This is a genomic window from Sphingomonas phyllosphaerae 5.2 (assembly GCF_000419605.1).
GTDB classification, from domain to species: Bacteria; Pseudomonadota; Alphaproteobacteria; order Sphingomonadales; family Sphingomonadaceae; genus Sphingomonas; species Sphingomonas phyllosphaerae_B.
This window is the reverse complement of the sequence record NZ_ATTI01000001.1, coordinates 2,173,844-2,189,959: the sequence shown is the minus strand read 5'-3', so window position 1 is coordinate 2,189,959 and position 16,116 is coordinate 2,173,844. Positions and strand designations below refer to the sequence as shown.

The window sequence follows — 16,116 nt, the reverse complement described above, 5'->3', positions numbered from 1 at the left end:
TAAGTGCTTACCATTTCGGAATGGGCGAAGCTGAACCCCGATCAGCTCACGTCCGGCATTGTCGAGATTTTCGCGACCGAGAACCCGGTGCTCGCCGCGCTGCCGTTCATCAACATCGCAGGCAACGCCTATACCTATAACCTCGAACAGTCGCTCCCCGGCGTGGCCTTCCGTGGTTTCAACGAGGGCTATGTGGAGTCCACTGGCGTCGTGAATCCGCTCACGGAAACGCTGACGATCCTTGGTGGCGACAGCGACTTCGACGTGGCCCAGATCGCCATGCAGACCGGCAACAACGACACTCGCGCGATCCACGACGGCATGAAGGCAAAAGCGGCGACGCTGACGTGGCTACGTACGTTCTTCGACGGCGACACGTCGAAGAACCCGAAGGAGTTCGATGGCCTGAACCGCCGGCTCACCGGGTCGCAGGTGCTGACCGCCGGGACCAACGGCGGAACGCTGGAGTTCAAGATGCTGGACGAGCTGGTCGACGCCGTGCGCGGCACGCCGTCCATCCTGCTCATGAACAAGACGCTTCGTCGCACCGTCCGCCAGATGGCCCGGAGCATGAATGCGCTCACCATTACGACCGACCAGCTCGGCCGCGAGCTGGAAGGCTATGCCGGCGTGCCGTTCGGCCTGATCGAAGAAGACGAGACCGGCGCAGATATTCTCGCGTTCGATGAGACGCAGGGCACCGCCAACGCCACCACCAGCATCTATGCCGTCCGCTTCGGCGCGGACACGCTCCACGGCATTCAGACGAAGCCGATCGAAGCGCGTGACCTAGGCGAGGTGGATGACAAGCCGGCGCTGCGTACGCGTACGGAGTGGTATTCCGGCTTTGTCATCAAGCACCCGAAGGCCGCTGCCCGTCTCAAGGGCATCAAGGCCGCTTAAGCTCACCCCGGCGGACAATAGAACCTCCCCACAAACTCTCGACGCTGGAAAGGTTGTCCGCCGCGCGTCGAGAGGTGGGAAGGGCCGGTGCGACACCGGAGCGGGATAAGTCGGCGAGTGCCCGCGCATGAAAAACCTCGACTGCCAGCGGCGTCTTCTCTCCTGATTTTAGGCGCGCGGCTGGCACCCTCATTCCTAGGTGTTCGATGCTCGCCGACCTGTTGCCAATGATGACCGACACAGTGCGCCAGCTTCATGCGGGCAAGCGCGACATGTTCGGCAAGTCGCAGGATCGTGACGTGACCGAGCACCGCGCGCGGGTCACGTACAGTCCCGGCAAATTGCTTGGACAGGCTTCGCGAGAGGCCATGCCCGACGCGACCGCTATCGTGTGGCTCATCAACCACCCTCATCCGATTATCATCGGTGAAACGTTCGAACTGCCCGGCGGCGACCAGATCAAGGTCGCTCGCTTCGAGCTGCGCACGCTTCCCGGTGGCATTCTCCACAAGGTATATCTGACGTGACCGATGCCGTGCCCGCCTGGACGATTATTGCCGGCGTGAACTCCTACGCCAGCCTCCCCGAAGCCCACGAGATCGCTGCAACGCGCCTGTTTTCCAGCGCATGGAGCAGCGCGACCTCGCTGACGCAGGCGCAAGCCCTCATCACCGCCACGTCGTTGCTGGACCGCATGCGGTGGCAGGGCCGGGCAGTCGCGGCTACTCAACCGCTAGCGTGGCCCCGCGTGCCCGATCGATGCCCGCACGGCTACCCGCTCACGGCTGAAACGCCGCCCGCAATCGTCGCGGCATCTGTCGAGCTGGCAGTTCACGTTCTGACGCAGGGGCAGCTATTCAGCGCCCCGGTCATGCAACGGATGCTGGGCGACAGCATGACTATGTATTTCCCCACGATCGCCGATGAGCTGCCGAAGCATGTTCGCCGGCTGATCGAACCTCATTTGCGTGCATCGTCCGCCAACGTCGCGGAGGTGCTGCTGTGATCGACCAGATTGACCAGCTCACCGCACGGCAGGAAGCGGAGCTGCAAGCGGCGATTGACGCCGCGATCGATGACGTGGGCGTCATGTTCGACGCCACGATGATCGCGGCGATATTCGCTAATGCCGATCAGGAAGGCCTCGACGCCCGCGACCACTACGCCGATCAGCTCGCCACCTTCATCGACATCGATGTCCCCGAGCAAGGCACGTTTGCGGACGCGCTGGATGCCGGCGGTGGGCTGGTGGCGCTCGCGTCCTTCTTCGCTGCCGTCGCGGCCCTTGCTGCCGCACAGGCCCGACACGTCGCCAACACGAACGCCGCCGACGCCGTAGCAGCCCGCGACAGCGCCATTCGCTCGTTCCGCGCCGCCTACCTTCACGAAAGCGCGCTAGCGCTTCGTGAGACCGCCGAACGCATGCTCACCGCGCGCGGTAGCGCCGCCAGCCGCGCCGCCCAACTCCGGCGCGTGGTCGGCCTGTCGCTCGCGCAAGCTCGCTCGCTCCACGTGCTCCGCGAAGCCCTGATCGTCCGGGCCACCAGTGCCTCTTGGGACGCTGACACCATCCTCACCGCCACACGGGGCAGCATCACCGCCGCACAGCGCCAGATGATCGCCAAGGCACTGCGAACCGGCATCAACCCGGACCAAGCTGAGAAGCTACTGGATCGTCACGCCAAGGCACTCCGGCGCGCGCGCACCAAAGCCGTCGCCGGCAACGCCGCGCACCAGATCGCCGAAGCCGCGAAGCTGACGGGCTGGCAGATCGCGCAACGGTTCGGCGCGCTGCCCGTCGAGCAGTGCCGCTACTGGCGCACCGCAGGCGACGAACGTGTGCGCCTCGCTCACGCGCAGGTGCCCGGAATGAACCGCGCGGGCGTGCCCCTTAATCAGCCGTTCGCAACGCCGTTGGGGCCATGCTTCACGCCGCCTCTGGAGGCCGGCTGCCGGTGCAAGGCGGTGTTGAGGAACGCCGCATGATCCAGATCGATCGTGCAGAACATCCTTGTGAGCAGATGACCGGCGAGCAGCGCTTGTTCGTCAGCGTCATCTTGAGCGCTGCCCGCGAAGCCGTTGGCCGGCTTCAAGCGGGTGACGATCGCCGCCGGGGTGCCAAGTCTCAGAAGCAGGCGCTCGAATGGTTTCGCGAGGCTGACGACGATTTCAAGGAGGTTTGCCTCTACGCTGGCCTTGACCCTGATTGCGTGCAGTCTGGGGTGCTCGCGTATGTTGACGCGGAGCTGGCGCAGACCGGGAAGCCCAAAAAGCGTGTTCGCTCTCGCCGTGGAGGTGCACGTGTCCATTGAGCCGATCACGTTCGACATGAACGTCGCCGGCCGCAAGATTGACGGGCGCACCATGGAGGCCAAGCGCTTCCGGTCAATCGGGCTGGAACTCGCCGATCAGCTAGGCCGCAACCCGACCGCCTCGGAGCGCTTGTTGCTCATGAACACAGCAACTCTTGCGATGCTGTGCGAACAGGCGACGGCAGATTTGCTGGAGAGTAGGGAAGTTGATCAAGAGAACTACCGCCGCAACGTGACACTGCTAGGTGCCAACCTCATCAAGCTAGGGCTGGCGAAAAAGAGCCGTGATGTGTCCAAGCGGGATAGTGCCGGCATGGATGATTTTGGCGCGGCGCTAATCGAGGCCAGCGCCACGCCATCAAACGCTTGACGATGCCCCTGTCACTCCGCTCAATGGTTGACCGGAGGTGAAAATGAACGGGCAATGGCTGGGGGAATTGCAGGACGACGAGCCCAAAGCGTCAATCCGGATCGATTTGGAAGATCGCGGGCACGGCAGCTTTGGAAACGCCTACCTGTTTTACCCTAACGGAAACCTGCCCGGGTTCCAGTTCCCGATCAATCTGCCTAGTGCGCCACCATATGTAACGACGGTCAACGCAACGTATCTCTATCCATGGGGTGGCGTTATGACCATCGCTGAGCGCAAAGCGGACGAAGAGCGGATCCGTCAGATGGGATGGACGCCGCCCAGCGCAATTAACGTTCGAATGCACGAGGAAGGAGAAACCCTCAGGATTGCTTGGAATAATCACGACGGGCGATCGGGCACTGTCTGCCTGAAAAAGGCGGACACCAGCACAGTTTCGGCGATGAAAGGTTGCGTCGACCTCAAGACGTGGGCTCACTTTCGTCAATGGGCGATCAGTCAAAGTCCCAAGAAGTACATTTTTCGCGGTCAGCGATGCCCGCACAAGCTTGTGTCTTCGTTCCATCGCACATGGCGCAGTGACTTACACGCATGGATAATGGACGACGCCGAGCGGCTCTATGGGGCTGTTGCGGATCGGCTGTCTTTCCCACTACAAATCGGCAACTTGCAACACAACGCTGCAATTTGGAGCATCCTACAACACCACGGCTACCCCACACCTATGATTGACTGGTCACTTTCGCCTTTCGTGGCCGCCTACTTCGCGTTCGAAGCCGCAGAAAAAAACGGTAGCGCGCCTAGAATTTTTATATTCGATCGCGAAGCGTGGGGCCGCCGCTACGATCGAAAGCACATCATCGTAGATGCGGCTCCAGATCAAATCGTAGTGCTGGAGACGATGGCCGCCGCGAACCCGCGTCATGTCCCGCAGCAATCACTCACGACGGTCACGAACGTTGCTGACGTCGAGAGTTTCATACGGCGTAAAGAGATTGAGGATGGCGTTTCATATCTGACTGTGTGTGACCTACCCGCAGCCAGCCGCCCCCAAATCATGCGCGAGCTAGAGCTAATGGGGATCACCTATGGCTCGCTGTTTCCCGGTCTTGACGGAATTTGCCGAGACATGAAAAGCTTGCTTTTCGATGAACCCGTTGCCTCAATCACCCGGGCGAAATCCAACCATGACGTTGCCAAGTCGACGCTCCTACGCCGACTGTTGAGCTGCCTTCGCCCAACCCGGTAGCTCGCTCTATCTTACGGCCGCTTCGCGCGACGAGGTAGTCAAGCCGTGTATGTGCTATAGCAGCATTCATAGTGACCGTCGCCATGCTGTGCCTGTATCGGAAACGACCGATTACGTGCCATATGCACTGTATGTATCGGAATATAGCTTGACGATGGTTCCGATACGCTGGTAGTTTCGAGACACGCTTTCGATACAGGAGTCGTTCTTGTGGCCCGCACCTTCGCTTACTGCCGTGTCAGCACAGCCGATCAGACCACCGACAATCAGGTGCGGGAGATTGAGGCGGCGGGGTTCGGGATCGAACCCCGGCGGGTGATCGTCGAAACTGTGTCGGGATCGGTCGCAGCTATGGAGCGGAAAGGCTTCGCCAAGCTGGTAGATCGCCTTGAGGAAGGGGATGTGCTGATCGTGACGAAGCTGGACCGCTTAGGGCGCAACGCGATAGACGTGCGCGGAACTGTGGAGGCGCTGGCAGGGCAGGGGGTGCGGGTGCATTGCCTCGCCCTTGGCGGGGTCGACCTCACTAGCGCGGCGGGCAAGATGACCATGGGCGTGCTGTCGGCTGTCGCGGAGTTCGAGCGCGACTTGCTCATCGAGCGCACGCAGGCCGGCCTGTTGCGCGCCAAGGCCGAAGGGAAGGCGCTAGGGCGCCCGTCAGCCCTTACCGGAGAGCAACAGCAATCGGTGCTCACCAGCCGAGCACAGGGTGTTTCTTTAGGCATATTGGCTAAGCAGTACGGCGTGAGCCGTGCGGCCATTCAGCGCGTGGAGAAGCGACGATGAGGTAATGCCTCATCCGTTCCCGGACACGTATTCAAAATGTGTCAACCTCAATCTTTAGTCAAGCCTTCGAGCTGCTGCTCCCGCCGGCAAACGCGCTGACGCTCTCACTTGGGCAAAGCACAACAACGCCGCTTCAAAGCGGCGAGTGCTTGACCTGATCGGCAACTACCCTCTTGCGGTCAGTTGCATTGAGATTGAATAGATCGCCCACAATCTCCTCAACAGCGTCAAAATCGCTTTCGATCATTGTTAACATCATTTGCCGCTTCTTTTCCGTCGCGGACGGCAGCATCAACAAATTGGCAGACATGCGCTTCGTGAGTTTAGCCAGAGTGTTTGCCTGCTGAGCAGATAGCTTCGGTAGCGGCAATCGATCGACATTCGCTTTTTTCACCTCCGCAAGCGCCTCGCCAGCCTCCGGGTTTAGTGTCTGATAATACCAGTTCATCGTACGAGAGTTTATGATCGCGGTCACCGCATAGAGATTTGTTTTTGGATCGCGAGGAACCAGAACGTGCATATTGTTCATGCAAAGAAAGCTTTGTTGGTCCACGGTTGCTACTAAACTATCGCCCGTTTGCCGCATAAGTATCTTCTCGGGGGCGTCAAAGCCGGCCGATAGGCGCGGTTCGGCTAACCATTCTCCGTACTTTATATATCGATCCTCAACCGGCTTAACTACGAAGCGTTTTATGTCGCCACCCCGTAGGTACTGACGGTATTCGGTTGTAAGCCTAGTGTTGGCGTCGAAGATACGATTCTTTACGTCGTCAGCTGACTGCTGCGGGCGCCCTTTTCCCTTCTGATATGGCTTCATGCCAACACTAGTATGAAATGAAAGGCTAAGCTCTTTTCCAGCTTCACGCATCTTCTCGGCGAGAGCTCGACCAGACTTATCTAGGAAAATGTTTATAGGAAGAGCTGCGCTTTTACGCCATGCATCTTGATCATGAGTGATCTGAGTCCCAAGCTTCAAATCGATTTGTTCGTCAGGACCAATCGCATTTATTACATATGTATTCGGCTTGTGTCTTTTCGAGCTTGCGCGTTCTAGAATAACGATCTCGGTATCGACCGTGGCTTTAGCGCGCCGGAATACCGGAAAGGTGAAGTGCACGATCTCATGAACTTTGCTTACCTCGAATACCTTTTGCCGCATACGGTCCTGACGCAGGTTGGTCAGCCACGGATTGGGGATAATCATCCCCAAAAAGCCACTGTCTCTAAGCAGAGATCTAAGTGATTGCTCTAAAAAGACCAGGTACGTGTCGAGTTGGTAGCTTTGCCATCCGAACTGATTGCTGAGATATTGCTTTTCCTCTGCTAGCAGCGATGCTCCATAGGGAGGATTTCCAACAACCGCATGAAAGCCGCCGTCCCGAAAAACGGACGGAAACGCCTTTTGCCATGAGAAGACATTGATCTTATGGAGTTGATCTTCACTAAGAAGATTAGGATCGAATAAACCGTAGAAGTCTGGTGCGATCAGACTGTTGCCGCACCGGATCAACGCTCCGAGATCTGGGAGAACCCTCTGGTTGTCCAAAAAATTGATCTGAGCCGCAACTTGGTCGCTAGACTCACCCTCAAGAACTTTCAATAATAGTGAGAGCTTAGTGACTTCGACCGCCTGAGGATCGACGTCTACACCATAGATATGAGTCGTCAGAATCCGCTTGCGCTCTGCAATAGTGAGCCGCCATTCGCCAGAGGCCGCCTGAAAAATTCGCGGATGCGCTCCTCGTGCGGCACGGGTGGAACCGGCCTCAACGTACTTTTCGAGGTACCAGTCGAGCAGCGCTTGATAAACCTCAATGAGAAAGGAGCCAGAGCCGCAAGCGGGGTCCAGAACGCGGACAGGCAAGGTTCCGGTTCGCTCACCTGAAACGTCAGTGGGCGCCTTGCCTGCGAGGAGAGGCTGCAGAACTGCGTTAACAATATGGCGCACTACATAGGACGGCGTATAGAAAACACCCCCAGCGTTCTTTACGTCCGGCTTATCATCGATTTCAAGCGAACGACCAACCACCTTGATGGTCTTGCCGAGAAACCGCTCGTAGACTTGGCCTAGGATGTCCGCCGGTATCACGGAAAATTCATAAGGACTCTTGGGCGGGTAAAGACCCTCTATGATCTCCTTTAAAGGAGCATCATCAAGATCTAGGGACAGGGTTGTTGTATCTAGAGTTTCCGAAGAGCCGTCCTTGGCGTCGAAATGAAAAATTCCAGAGTTGTAACGCTTGTCCGCCTCACGAAAAATCTTCGTAAGATTCGAGTAAGTTCCCTTGCTCGACAGTGCCTGCTTCAGACGCCCGTAAGGCTCAATGCCGCGATCTTCAGCGATGCGGAGGAAAACGAGACGATCGATGGTCTTTTGCACAGCATCATTTAGATCGAAGGTATCCAGATCGCGGTTGCGGCGTTTGAAGGCGCGTGCGAGGCGGTCACGCCACCCTTCGATTTGATCTAAAAAGTCGTCATCAACCGTGGCAACGCCTTTGCGCACCTTCTCTGCTGATGCGAAACGATCAAATGCACCTTTGTGGATCGCGTCCAAGGAGAAGATGGAAGAAAGCTCGCTCCAACGGTCTGGCAGCTCATCATAATGGATCGAAAGTATACGAGCAATCGACGGCTTGTCACCTGCGGCTGGTTTAACTCTACAGTCGTATACAGAGAGTGTCTCAAAATTCGTGAGAATGGAGAGAGGAAGCTTAGCGCTCCATGCATATCGACGTAACTGAAAAGCCGCTTCAGAGTCCTTATTAATATCCACTGAAGGCTTCTTTGCCTCAAGAAAAAACTTGCGCGTGCCGCCTACTCGAAACGAGTAGTCAGGCGCTTTGGAGCTTCTCCCTATGCGCAATCGATCTTCATGAACCACGTGCTTATAAGCTTCGGCATAGCCGTGAGCGTTTGCGACGTCCCACCCCAACAATTCGAAGAGTGGATCTATGAACTCGCGTCGTGTCTGCGTCTCATTGTATCCGGGCTTCTTGTAGCTTGCCAGATTGTCCCGGAATCTACCGATGAGTTCCCTCAGAGCGCTTTGAACATCACCGACCATTGCTAAGCCTACCCCCATTTACGGCAGGGTCTAGAGAGTGGTCGTATGTGGGGCAATGGCGCGTTTCAGCGGCATGTTTGACGGACGGTACGGACGGCATGCCGGCGGTTGTCGATAAGGGCCGACGTAGCTCGGTGAGCTGAATGCAAACTCGTTGCCGGCGCTGCACATCCAAGGGATTACTCTAGGCCGCAGATCGAGTCGCTATGCCCTCGTTCCGCTGCGCCGCCGCTCGCAATGTCGAGAGAGTTTCAGGCGATGCGTTCCCCGCCCGATTCGCTACAGCGTGCGTAACTACATTTGCTACAGCACCGCCGGATAAGTCGTTGAAAACGCTCAATTTCGGCTTTTTGGTCGGGGAGACAGGATTCGAACCTGCGACATCCTGCTCCCAAAGCAGGCGCGCTACCAGACTGCGCCACTCCCCGACGCGTGGGACTTCGCCTAGGCCGCGCGGTGCGCGGGCGCAAGGGCGATCGGCCCGTAAAAGAAGAGGCGCCCGGAGGCGCCTCGCAACGTCGTCAGCCCTACCTGCATCGTTCCGCTCAGCGCGGCGCGATGCTCTCACCGGCCATGTCGCGAACATTGTCCGCCTGGTCGTCGAGATTGTCGGCAGCACCCTCCAGCATCGTCGTGGCGCTGTCGTTGGCGGCGGCTTGTGCCATCGCATCGAGGTTGTCGGCCTTGCGCTCGAGCGCATCCGCCATTGCCTCGGTATTGTTCTCGATCGAAGCCGTGCCGGAATGGTCGCTGCACGCCGCTACGCCGCAAAGCGCAATCGCGAGCAGGGGAAAGGACTTCCTCATGACCATCGGCACGGCCTCAGCCGATTACATGTTCTTCGCGGCGTCCTCGCCGGCGTCACGGACGTTGTCCGCGGCCGAGTTGATGTTCTCGGCAACTGCCTCGGCATTGTCCTCGGAGAACGGGTTGGCAGTGGTGTTCGACATGTCGGCGACGTTGGCAGCCATGGCGTCCATGTTGTCAGCCATCATGTCGGTGTTGTTCTCGACCGAGGCCGCTTCCGGCGACTTCGAGCAAGCGGCAACCGACATCAGGCCGGCGGCGGCGGCAACGAGCAGGATCTTCTTCATCGGAATGCTCCCAAGCATCACATAAAAACACTCGCGCCCGACCCCAGCGCCGTCGCGAACCTTCGCAATACCCTACCAACCGGGGGGGTCAATAAGCAAAATTCATCGATCGGTAAGGTTGCGACGAACGGTGACCCGCTCCGGAGGGCATCAACTGCCCGATTATTGTCGTGGGACGGCGCCGATTTCCTCCGGCGCATTTGCCACGATCGCCAGCATCGTCGTCCACGCGGCGACGTTCTGGCGCAGCTGTTCGGGGTCCACGCGCTCCAGTACATCGTCGGGCGTGTGGTGTGTGTCGAAATAGCGCAGCCCGGACTGGTTGAGGTCGATCCCGGCTACCCCGGTCGCCACCGTCGGCTCGATATCGGTGCCGTCGCCGGCAAGCCCGCTGCCGTGAACAATACCCAACGGTGCCAATGCACTGGCCAGTCGCGCCGTTACGGATTTTGCGCTTTCGGGCAGTTGCGTCTCGAAGCGCCAGACGCGGTCGGCGCCGAAGTCGCTCTCCGATGCCGTCGCGTGCCGCTCGCTGCCGTGGCGCTGCGCATAGGCCTTCCCGCCGAAGCCGCCGACTTCCTCCGCCCCGAACCAGACGACCCGGATCGTGCGGCGCGGGCGTTGCCCGCTGTCCATGATCCGCTTGGCCGCGGCGGCGGTGATCGCGACGCCGCTGGCATCGTCGATCGCACCCGTGCCGAGATCCCAGCTGTCGAGGTGCCCGCCGACCAGCACGATCCCCGCGCCGGGATCGGTGCCCGGCACCTCGGCGATGACGTTGCCCGATTCGCGCTCCCCGATCATCTTCGGGGTGAGCAGCAGCTTCAGGCGGATCGGCTGCCCGCGCCTGGCCAGCCGCTCGATCAGCGTCGCGTCCGGCGTGGACAAGGCCGCGGCCGGGATCGGCTTCACGCCAGCGGGAAAGTCCGTCACCCCGGTATGCGGCAGGCGGTGCGCGTCGGTGCCGATCGAGCGGATCACGATCGCCGCGGCGCCCTTTTGCGCGGCCAGCGCCGGCCCGGTGAAGCGCGCGGTGCCGTTCGCGCCATAGCTCGATCCGTCCTGGGTCGGTTGCATCGTGTTACCGATATAGACGATCTTGCCCTTCACCGCGGTGGATGGCGCGTTGGCGAATTCGACATAGGACGAGAAGACCACCAGCTCGCCCGTCAGCCCGCCGGCCCCGGTGCTCGCCGAATTGCCGAGTGCGGTCAGCGTCAGCTTCTGCGGCACGGGCGCGACGATCTCGGCCTCTTCGGCGCCGCGCACCCATACCGGCATCCGGTACGGCTCGCTTCGCACGTTGCTGAAGCCGAGCGCGGTCAGTTTGGCGACTGCCCACGTCCGCGCGCGTGCCTCGGCATCGGTGCCGGCCAGCCGCGCGCCGACTTCGGTCGTCAGCCCCTCGACGATATCATAGGCGAGGTCGTCCTTCAGCGCCGCATCGCGCAGCGCGGCCACCCGCGGATCGACCGCGGCGGGGGTGGGCGGGGCGGTGTGCTGCGCCGCGGCCGGGGCGGCGAGCAGCAGGGCGATCGTCAGCGGATACAGATGCTTCATGGCCACCGGCGTAACCGGCGCTGCGCGGTTTGCCAACGGCGCGGGCTACGCTTACATGCGCGCCAACGATTTTTCGCCGCACCCACCTTTATATGGAGCCGCGCGCCACATGGCCGTTCAGTACACCTATGTCATGAAGGGTCTGACCAAGACCTTCCCGGGCGCGAACAAGCCCGTCCTCAACAACATCCACCTGCAATTCCTGCCGTCCGCGAAGATCGCGATCATCGGGCCGAACGGCTCGGGCAAGTCGACGCTGATGAAGATCATGGCCGGCATGGACCCCGATTTCGTGGGCGAGGCGTGGGCGGCCGAGGGCGTGCGCGTCGGCTATCTGGCGCAGGAGCCGCAGCTCGATCCGACCAAGGACGTGATCGGCAACGTCAAGGACGGCGTTCGCCCGGTCGCCGACCTCGTCGATCGCTTCAATGCGATTTCGGCCGAGATGGGCGATCCGCAGGACGACACCGACTTCGACGCGTTGATGGAGGAGATGGGCGACCTGCAGGCGCGCATCGATGCGGTCGACGGCTGGGCGCTCGACAGCCAGCTGGAACAGGCGATGGAGGCATTGCGCTGCCCGCCCGGTGATTCGCCCGTCACCAACCTGTCCGGCGGCGAGAAGCGCCGCGTGGCGCTGTGCAAGCTGCTGCTCGAAAAGCCAGACATTCTGCTGCTCGACGAGCCGACCAACCACCTCGACGCCGAAAGCGTGTCGTGGCTCGAAAATTATCTCAAGGAATATACCGGCAACGTCATCCTCGTCACCCACGACCGCTACTTCCTCGACAACGTCGTCAACTGGGTGCTCGAGCTGGATCGCGGGCGTTACTACACCTACGAGTCGAACTACTCGGGCTATCTGGAAAAGAAGGCCAAGCGGCTCGAGCAGGAAGAGCGCGAGGAGCAGGGCAAGCAGAAGGCGATCGCCGACGAGCTGGCGTGGATGCGCCAGACGCCCAAGGCGCGCCAGACCAAGAGCAAGGCGCGTATCCGCGCGTTCGACGAACTGATGGAGAAACAGGAGAATCGCGTCGCCGGCAAGGCCGCGATCCTGATCCAGCTGCCGTCGCGGCTTGGCGGCAAGGTGATCGAGGCCAAGGGGCTGACCAAGGCATACGGCGACAAGTTGCTGTTCGACAATCTCGACTTCATGTTGCCGCCCGGCGGCATCGTGGGCGTGATCGGCCCGAACGGGGCGGGCAAGTCGACGCTGTTCAAGCTCATCACCGGACAGGAACAGCCCGACAGCGGCACGATCGAGGTCGGCTCGACCGTGAAGCTCGGCTATGTCGACCAGAGCCGCGACGACCTCGATCCGAACAAGAACGTCTGGCAGGAAATCTCCGACGAACTCGAGGTCTTCCGCTTCGGCAAGCAGGAGATGGGGACGCGTGCCTATGTCGGCGCGTTCAACTTCCGCGGGCCGGACCAGCAGAAGAAGGTCGGCCAGTTGTCGGGCGGTGAGCGCAACCGCGTGCACATGGCCAAGATGCTGAAGGAGGGCGGCAACGTCCTGCTGCTCGATGAGCCGACCAACGATCTCGACGTCGAGACGCTGCGCGCGCTGGAAGAGGCGCTGGAGACGTTCGCGGGCTGCGCCGTGGTCATCAGCCACGATCGCTTCTTCCTCGATCGCCTGTGCACGCACATCCTCGCGTTCGAGGGCGACAGCCACGTCGAGTGGTTCGAGGGCAATTACGAAAGCTACGAGGAAGACAAGCGCCGCCGCATGGGCGATGCCGCCGATCGCCCGACGCGGCTTGCGTACAAGAAGCTGACGCGCTGATCCGGGGAGTGGGCGGGTGCGTGAGTGCGCCGGCCCACTCGTGGTCAGATGTGCCGCAGGCCCCGATCACGCCGCCGTGGCGTGTATGTTTCGGTGAGCAAGTGGCCCGACGAACGAGGCTGGCGGACCACCGCTTGAAGCACGCGGGTCAGGCTTAGGGACCCGATCTGAAGTGTCTCCCGAGCCCCGTGCGCTCGAACCTTCAGACTATGTACGCCACGATCGACTCGGTGCCGGGCAACACGCGTCCGTCACTTCCGCATCGCCGCGCTCCCGTCGCGAATGGCCAGGAACTCGCTGCCCGCGCTCCACGTCGGCCACAGGTCGGCCTTGCCCAGCCGCTCGCCCATCGCGTGGAACAGGTCGACGTCCGCCGCCGCACCGCGCAGGTCCCAGCCGGCGTCCCATGCATCGCACGTCTTGTGATAGCAGGCCATATAGCCGTCGAGCCACTTCTGCCCCGCCGCGCGTCCACCGATGCGCAGGTCGGCAGCGCCGCCGAGCGCCATCAGCAGCAGCGACGGCACCCCGCGACGCACGACCGAAAAATGGTCGGCGCGATAGAACAGCCCGCGCTCGCTGAACGTCTCCGGCGTGACCGTCCGGCCCTGCGCCCGGGCGGCATCGGCCAGCATCGCATCCAGCGACGACTGCCCCTGGCCCACCAGCACCACGTCCTTTGCGGGACCGGCGGTCTGGAGGATGTCGAGCGTCAGGTTCGCGGCGGTCTTCGCCAGCGGATAGACCGGATGTGTCGCATAATGTTCGGAGCCGAGCAGCCCGCGCTCCTCCCCGGTCCACAGCGCAAACACCAACGTCCGTTCGGGCGCTGCGCCGGCCTTGAACAGTCGCGCCAGTTCGACGACACCGGCGATCCCCAAGGCGTCGTCGTTCGCGCCGGGACGCAGCGTCTTGCCGGATGCATCTGCGGGTCCTTCGCCATAGGCATCCCAATGCGCGGCGAACATCACCGTCTCGTCCGGGCGCTTCGTGCCGGGGATCTTCGCCAGCACGTTGGCGCTTTCGATCCGCTCCACCGCCACATCGGCAGCGGCGGAGAAGCGCGGCGTCATCGCCACCGGACGGAACGCCTTCGAGCGCGCCGCGACGCGCAGCTTCGCCAGGTCGAGCCCGGCGTCGGCGAACAGCCGGTCGGCGACGTCGTGCGCGATCCAGCCCTGTACCGGCACGCGCGTGTCCTTGGCGTCCCGCACGATGTCGTAATTCTCGCCGTTCGACGCATTGACCGTCGACCACGGATAACCCGCCCCGGCGGTGTCGTGGACGATCAGCGCCGCTGCCGCCCCGCGCCGCGCGGCCTCTTCGAACTTGTAGGTCCACCGCCCGTAATAGGTCATGCGCCGGTCGCCGAACTTCCCCTTGGCGTCGTCGCCTGCCTGCGCCTCGAAATCGGGATCGTTGACCAGGAAGACGAGCGTCTTGCCGCGCACGTCCATGCCCTTGAAATCGTCCCAGCCCGCCTCGGGCGCTGACACGCCGTAGCCGACGAACACCATGGGCGAATCCTTGATCGCCACGCGCGGCGCGGCGCGCACGGTGGTGACCGCAATCTCCTTGCCCTGCGTCAGCGCGGTCGAGCCGATCGACATCTGCGCCGTGGGTGCGATGCGCGTGTGGATCAGCGGCACCTTCTGCACCCATTGTCCGTCCGGCCCGCCCGGCTTCAGCCCCAATGCCGCAAAGCGCGCGACCAGCCAGTCGAGCGTCTTCTTTTCGCCCGCAGTCCCCGGGGCACGACCGCCGAACGCCGGCGAGGCGAGCACGCGTACGTCGTCGGACAATCTGTTGGGGGCGGCGTCTTCGGCGAGGACGGGGGCAGCGATCGTCAGCGCCAGTGCAAGCAGGGGAAGTCGCATCGTCAGTCCTTCCAGCGCACGAAGACGCGGCTGTCGCGGCGGTCGACGTCGATCGAGGGGATGGCGGCGACCAGGTCGGACAACCGCTTGAAACCATAATTGCGCACGTCGAAGCTCGAACGGTTCGCGGCGCGCTGCCCCAATGCGGACAATCCGACGAAGCCCTTCGCGTCCGGCTTGAGCGAATCATACGCATCGTGGAGCAGATGAAGCAGTTCGGGGTCATCCACCTTCGTGGTCGCGGTCGGCGCGGCTGCCGGCGCAGCGCCGATCGCGGGCGGGACCGATTCGTTGATCGGGACCTCGACACGCCGCGCGCGCTTCGGCTTGGTCGTCTCGAGCAGCGCGTTGACGTCGATGAAACGCGTGCAGGCGTTGCGGAAGCCTGCCGGCGTGTTGCTGTTTCCGAAGCCGTAGACGTCGAGGCCGTCCTGCCGGATGCGCGTGGCCAGCGGCATGAAGTCGCTGTCCGACGACATGATCCCGAATGCGTCGATGCGCCCGCGATGAAGCAGGTCCATGGCGTCGATCGTCATCTTCATGTCGGTGGCGTTCTTCCCGCGCGTCAGGTCGAACTGCTGCTGCGGCTCGATGCCGTGCATCACGCTCATGTCGCGCCAGCCTTTCAGCCCTTCCTTCGACCAATTGCCGTAGACGCGCCGGACGTTGACGCGCCCAAACTCCGCCAGCGCGGTCAGAACGGGGTCCAGCGCCTGCCACGACGCATTGTCGGCGTCGATCAGCAGGGCGATGTTGCGGGCGGGGTTGTCGTCGGCGGCCATGTCCGCTGCATCGGCCGCCGACACGTTCAGGTCAATCGCGTACCGGACGATCGCTGCGATAGGATTGTCCTGCATCGCTCGATGCCTGCTTGGTCACGCGTTCATGTCCGTCGGGGTCGTCGACCTGATGAAGGTCGTCCTGCGACCCCAGGTCGCGCGCCAGCGCGCCGCCGCCGGTCGAGGGTACCGCTTCGCCTGCGGGGATCATGCCCTCGATGGCGTCCTTGTCGTCGTGATCGCGTGCGGACTGCACTCTGGGATGTTCGTCGGCCATCGAAAATCTCCTTCGGCGTTCAAACACTTGGGTGCGCAGGCGCGTTCCCCGGC

The 16,116-nt window shown here is 61.7% G+C and carries 16 protein-coding genes and 1 tRNA gene; 9 read left to right on the top strand and 8 right to left on the bottom strand.

Annotation, left to right across the window (positions count from 1 at the left end; translation table 11 throughout):
- Window positions 1-3 precede the first annotated feature (3 nt).
- From SPHPHY_RS0110275 to SPHPHY_RS0110240, 8 genes are all read left to right on the top strand, one after another.
- Window positions 4-903, top strand: a complete 900-nt coding sequence (locus SPHPHY_RS0110275; RefSeq protein ID WP_022686598.1) for a major capsid protein — start codon at window positions 4-6, stop codon at window positions 901-903.
- Between the two features lie 206 nt (window positions 904-1,109).
- Entirely contained in the window at window positions 1,110-1,430 is a 321-nt protein-coding gene (locus tag SPHPHY_RS0110270; RefSeq protein WP_156025082.1) for a hypothetical protein, read from the top strand.
- Entirely contained in the window at window positions 1,427-1,909 is a 483-nt protein-coding gene (locus SPHPHY_RS20965; protein ID WP_022686596.1) for a DnaT-like ssDNA-binding protein, read from the top strand. Before SPHPHY_RS0110270 ends, SPHPHY_RS20965 begins: the two co-directional genes overlap by 4 nt.
- The gene (locus tag SPHPHY_RS0110260; protein WP_022686595.1) at window positions 1,906-2,889 is read left to right on the top strand and encodes a phage minor head protein; all 984 of its coding nucleotides are present in this window, start codon (window positions 1,906-1,908) and stop codon (window positions 2,887-2,889) included. The genes SPHPHY_RS20965 and SPHPHY_RS0110260 overlap by 4 nt, the downstream gene beginning before the upstream one ends.
- A complete protein-coding gene (locus SPHPHY_RS0110255) occupies window positions 2,886-3,215 on the top strand; it encodes a hypothetical protein (RefSeq protein ID WP_156025081.1) in 330 nt (109 codons plus the stop codon). The genes SPHPHY_RS0110260 and SPHPHY_RS0110255 overlap by 4 nt, the downstream gene beginning before the upstream one ends.
- The gene (locus SPHPHY_RS0110250) at window positions 3,178-3,585 is read left to right on the top strand and encodes a hypothetical protein (protein WP_196802155.1); all 408 of its coding nucleotides are present in this window, start codon (window positions 3,178-3,180) and stop codon (window positions 3,583-3,585) included. Before SPHPHY_RS0110255 ends, SPHPHY_RS0110250 begins: the two co-directional genes overlap by 38 nt.
- 43 nt (window positions 3,586-3,628) lie before the next feature.
- Window positions 3,629-4,834, top strand: coding sequence for an FRG domain-containing protein (locus SPHPHY_RS21380; RefSeq protein WP_081645287.1), 1,206 nt, complete (start codon window positions 3,629-3,631; stop codon window positions 4,832-4,834).
- Between the two features lie 210 nt (window positions 4,835-5,044).
- A complete protein-coding gene (locus SPHPHY_RS0110240) occupies window positions 5,045-5,620 on the top strand; it encodes a recombinase family protein (protein ID WP_022686591.1) in 576 nt (191 codons plus the stop codon).
- 133 nt (window positions 5,621-5,753) lie between these two features.
- Here the strand turns inward: SPHPHY_RS0110240 and SPHPHY_RS21375 are convergent, their stop codons facing one another.
- From SPHPHY_RS21375 to SPHPHY_RS0110205, 5 genes are all read right to left on the bottom strand, one after another.
- Window positions 5,754-8,687 carry an Eco57I restriction-modification methylase domain-containing protein gene (locus tag SPHPHY_RS21375; RefSeq protein ID WP_196802154.1) on the bottom strand — a complete coding sequence of 978 codons (2,934 nt, stop codon included), beginning with the start codon at window positions 8,685-8,687 and terminating at the stop codon, window positions 5,754-5,756.
- A gap of 351 nt (window positions 8,688-9,038) precedes the next feature.
- Window positions 9,039-9,115 (bottom strand) — tRNA-Pro (locus tag SPHPHY_RS0110225).
- A 117-nt stretch (window positions 9,116-9,232) separates the two neighbouring features.
- Entirely contained in the window at window positions 9,233-9,493 is a 261-nt protein-coding gene (locus tag SPHPHY_RS0110215; protein ID WP_022686587.1) for a hypothetical protein, read from the bottom strand.
- 24 nt (window positions 9,494-9,517) lie between these two features.
- Window positions 9,518-9,781 (bottom strand): hypothetical protein, encoded by a 264-nt coding sequence (locus SPHPHY_RS0110210; protein ID WP_022686586.1) that lies wholly within the window; start codon window positions 9,779-9,781, stop codon window positions 9,518-9,520.
- A gap of 162 nt (window positions 9,782-9,943) precedes the next feature.
- Complete coding sequence (locus tag SPHPHY_RS0110205) at window positions 9,944-11,341, bottom strand: M20/M25/M40 family metallo-hydrolase (protein ID WP_022686585.1); 1,398 nt, start codon at window positions 11,339-11,341, stop codon at window positions 9,944-9,946.
- A 109-nt stretch (window positions 11,342-11,450) separates the two neighbouring features.
- Here SPHPHY_RS0110205 and ettA point away from each other — a divergent pair, with 109 nt between their 5' ends.
- Window positions 11,451-13,130, top strand: coding sequence for an energy-dependent translational throttle protein EttA (gene ettA / locus SPHPHY_RS0110200; protein WP_028056747.1), 1,680 nt, complete (start codon window positions 11,451-11,453; stop codon window positions 13,128-13,130).
- A gap of 251 nt (window positions 13,131-13,381) precedes the next feature.
- Here ettA and SPHPHY_RS0110195 read toward each other — a convergent pair whose 3' ends face one another.
- Genes SPHPHY_RS0110195 through SPHPHY_RS0110185 form a run of 3 tightly spaced genes read right to left on the bottom strand, consistent with a single transcriptional unit; the run spans window position 13,382 to window position 16,063 of the window.
- The gene (locus SPHPHY_RS0110195) at window positions 13,382-15,007 is read right to left on the bottom strand and encodes a M28 family peptidase (protein ID WP_022686583.1); all 1,626 of its coding nucleotides are present in this window, start codon (window positions 15,005-15,007) and stop codon (window positions 13,382-13,384) included.
- A gap of 2 nt (window positions 15,008-15,009) precedes the next feature.
- The gene (locus SPHPHY_RS0110190) at window positions 15,010-15,789 is read right to left on the bottom strand and encodes an NYN domain-containing protein (RefSeq protein ID WP_028056746.1); all 780 of its coding nucleotides are present in this window, start codon (window positions 15,787-15,789) and stop codon (window positions 15,010-15,012) included.
- Window positions 15,790-15,820: 31 nt separating this feature from the next.
- Window positions 15,821-16,063 carry a hypothetical protein gene (locus tag SPHPHY_RS0110185; protein ID WP_022686581.1) on the bottom strand — a complete coding sequence of 81 codons (243 nt, stop codon included), beginning with the start codon at window positions 16,061-16,063 and terminating at the stop codon, window positions 15,821-15,823.
- Window positions 16,064-16,116 lie beyond the last annotated feature (53 nt).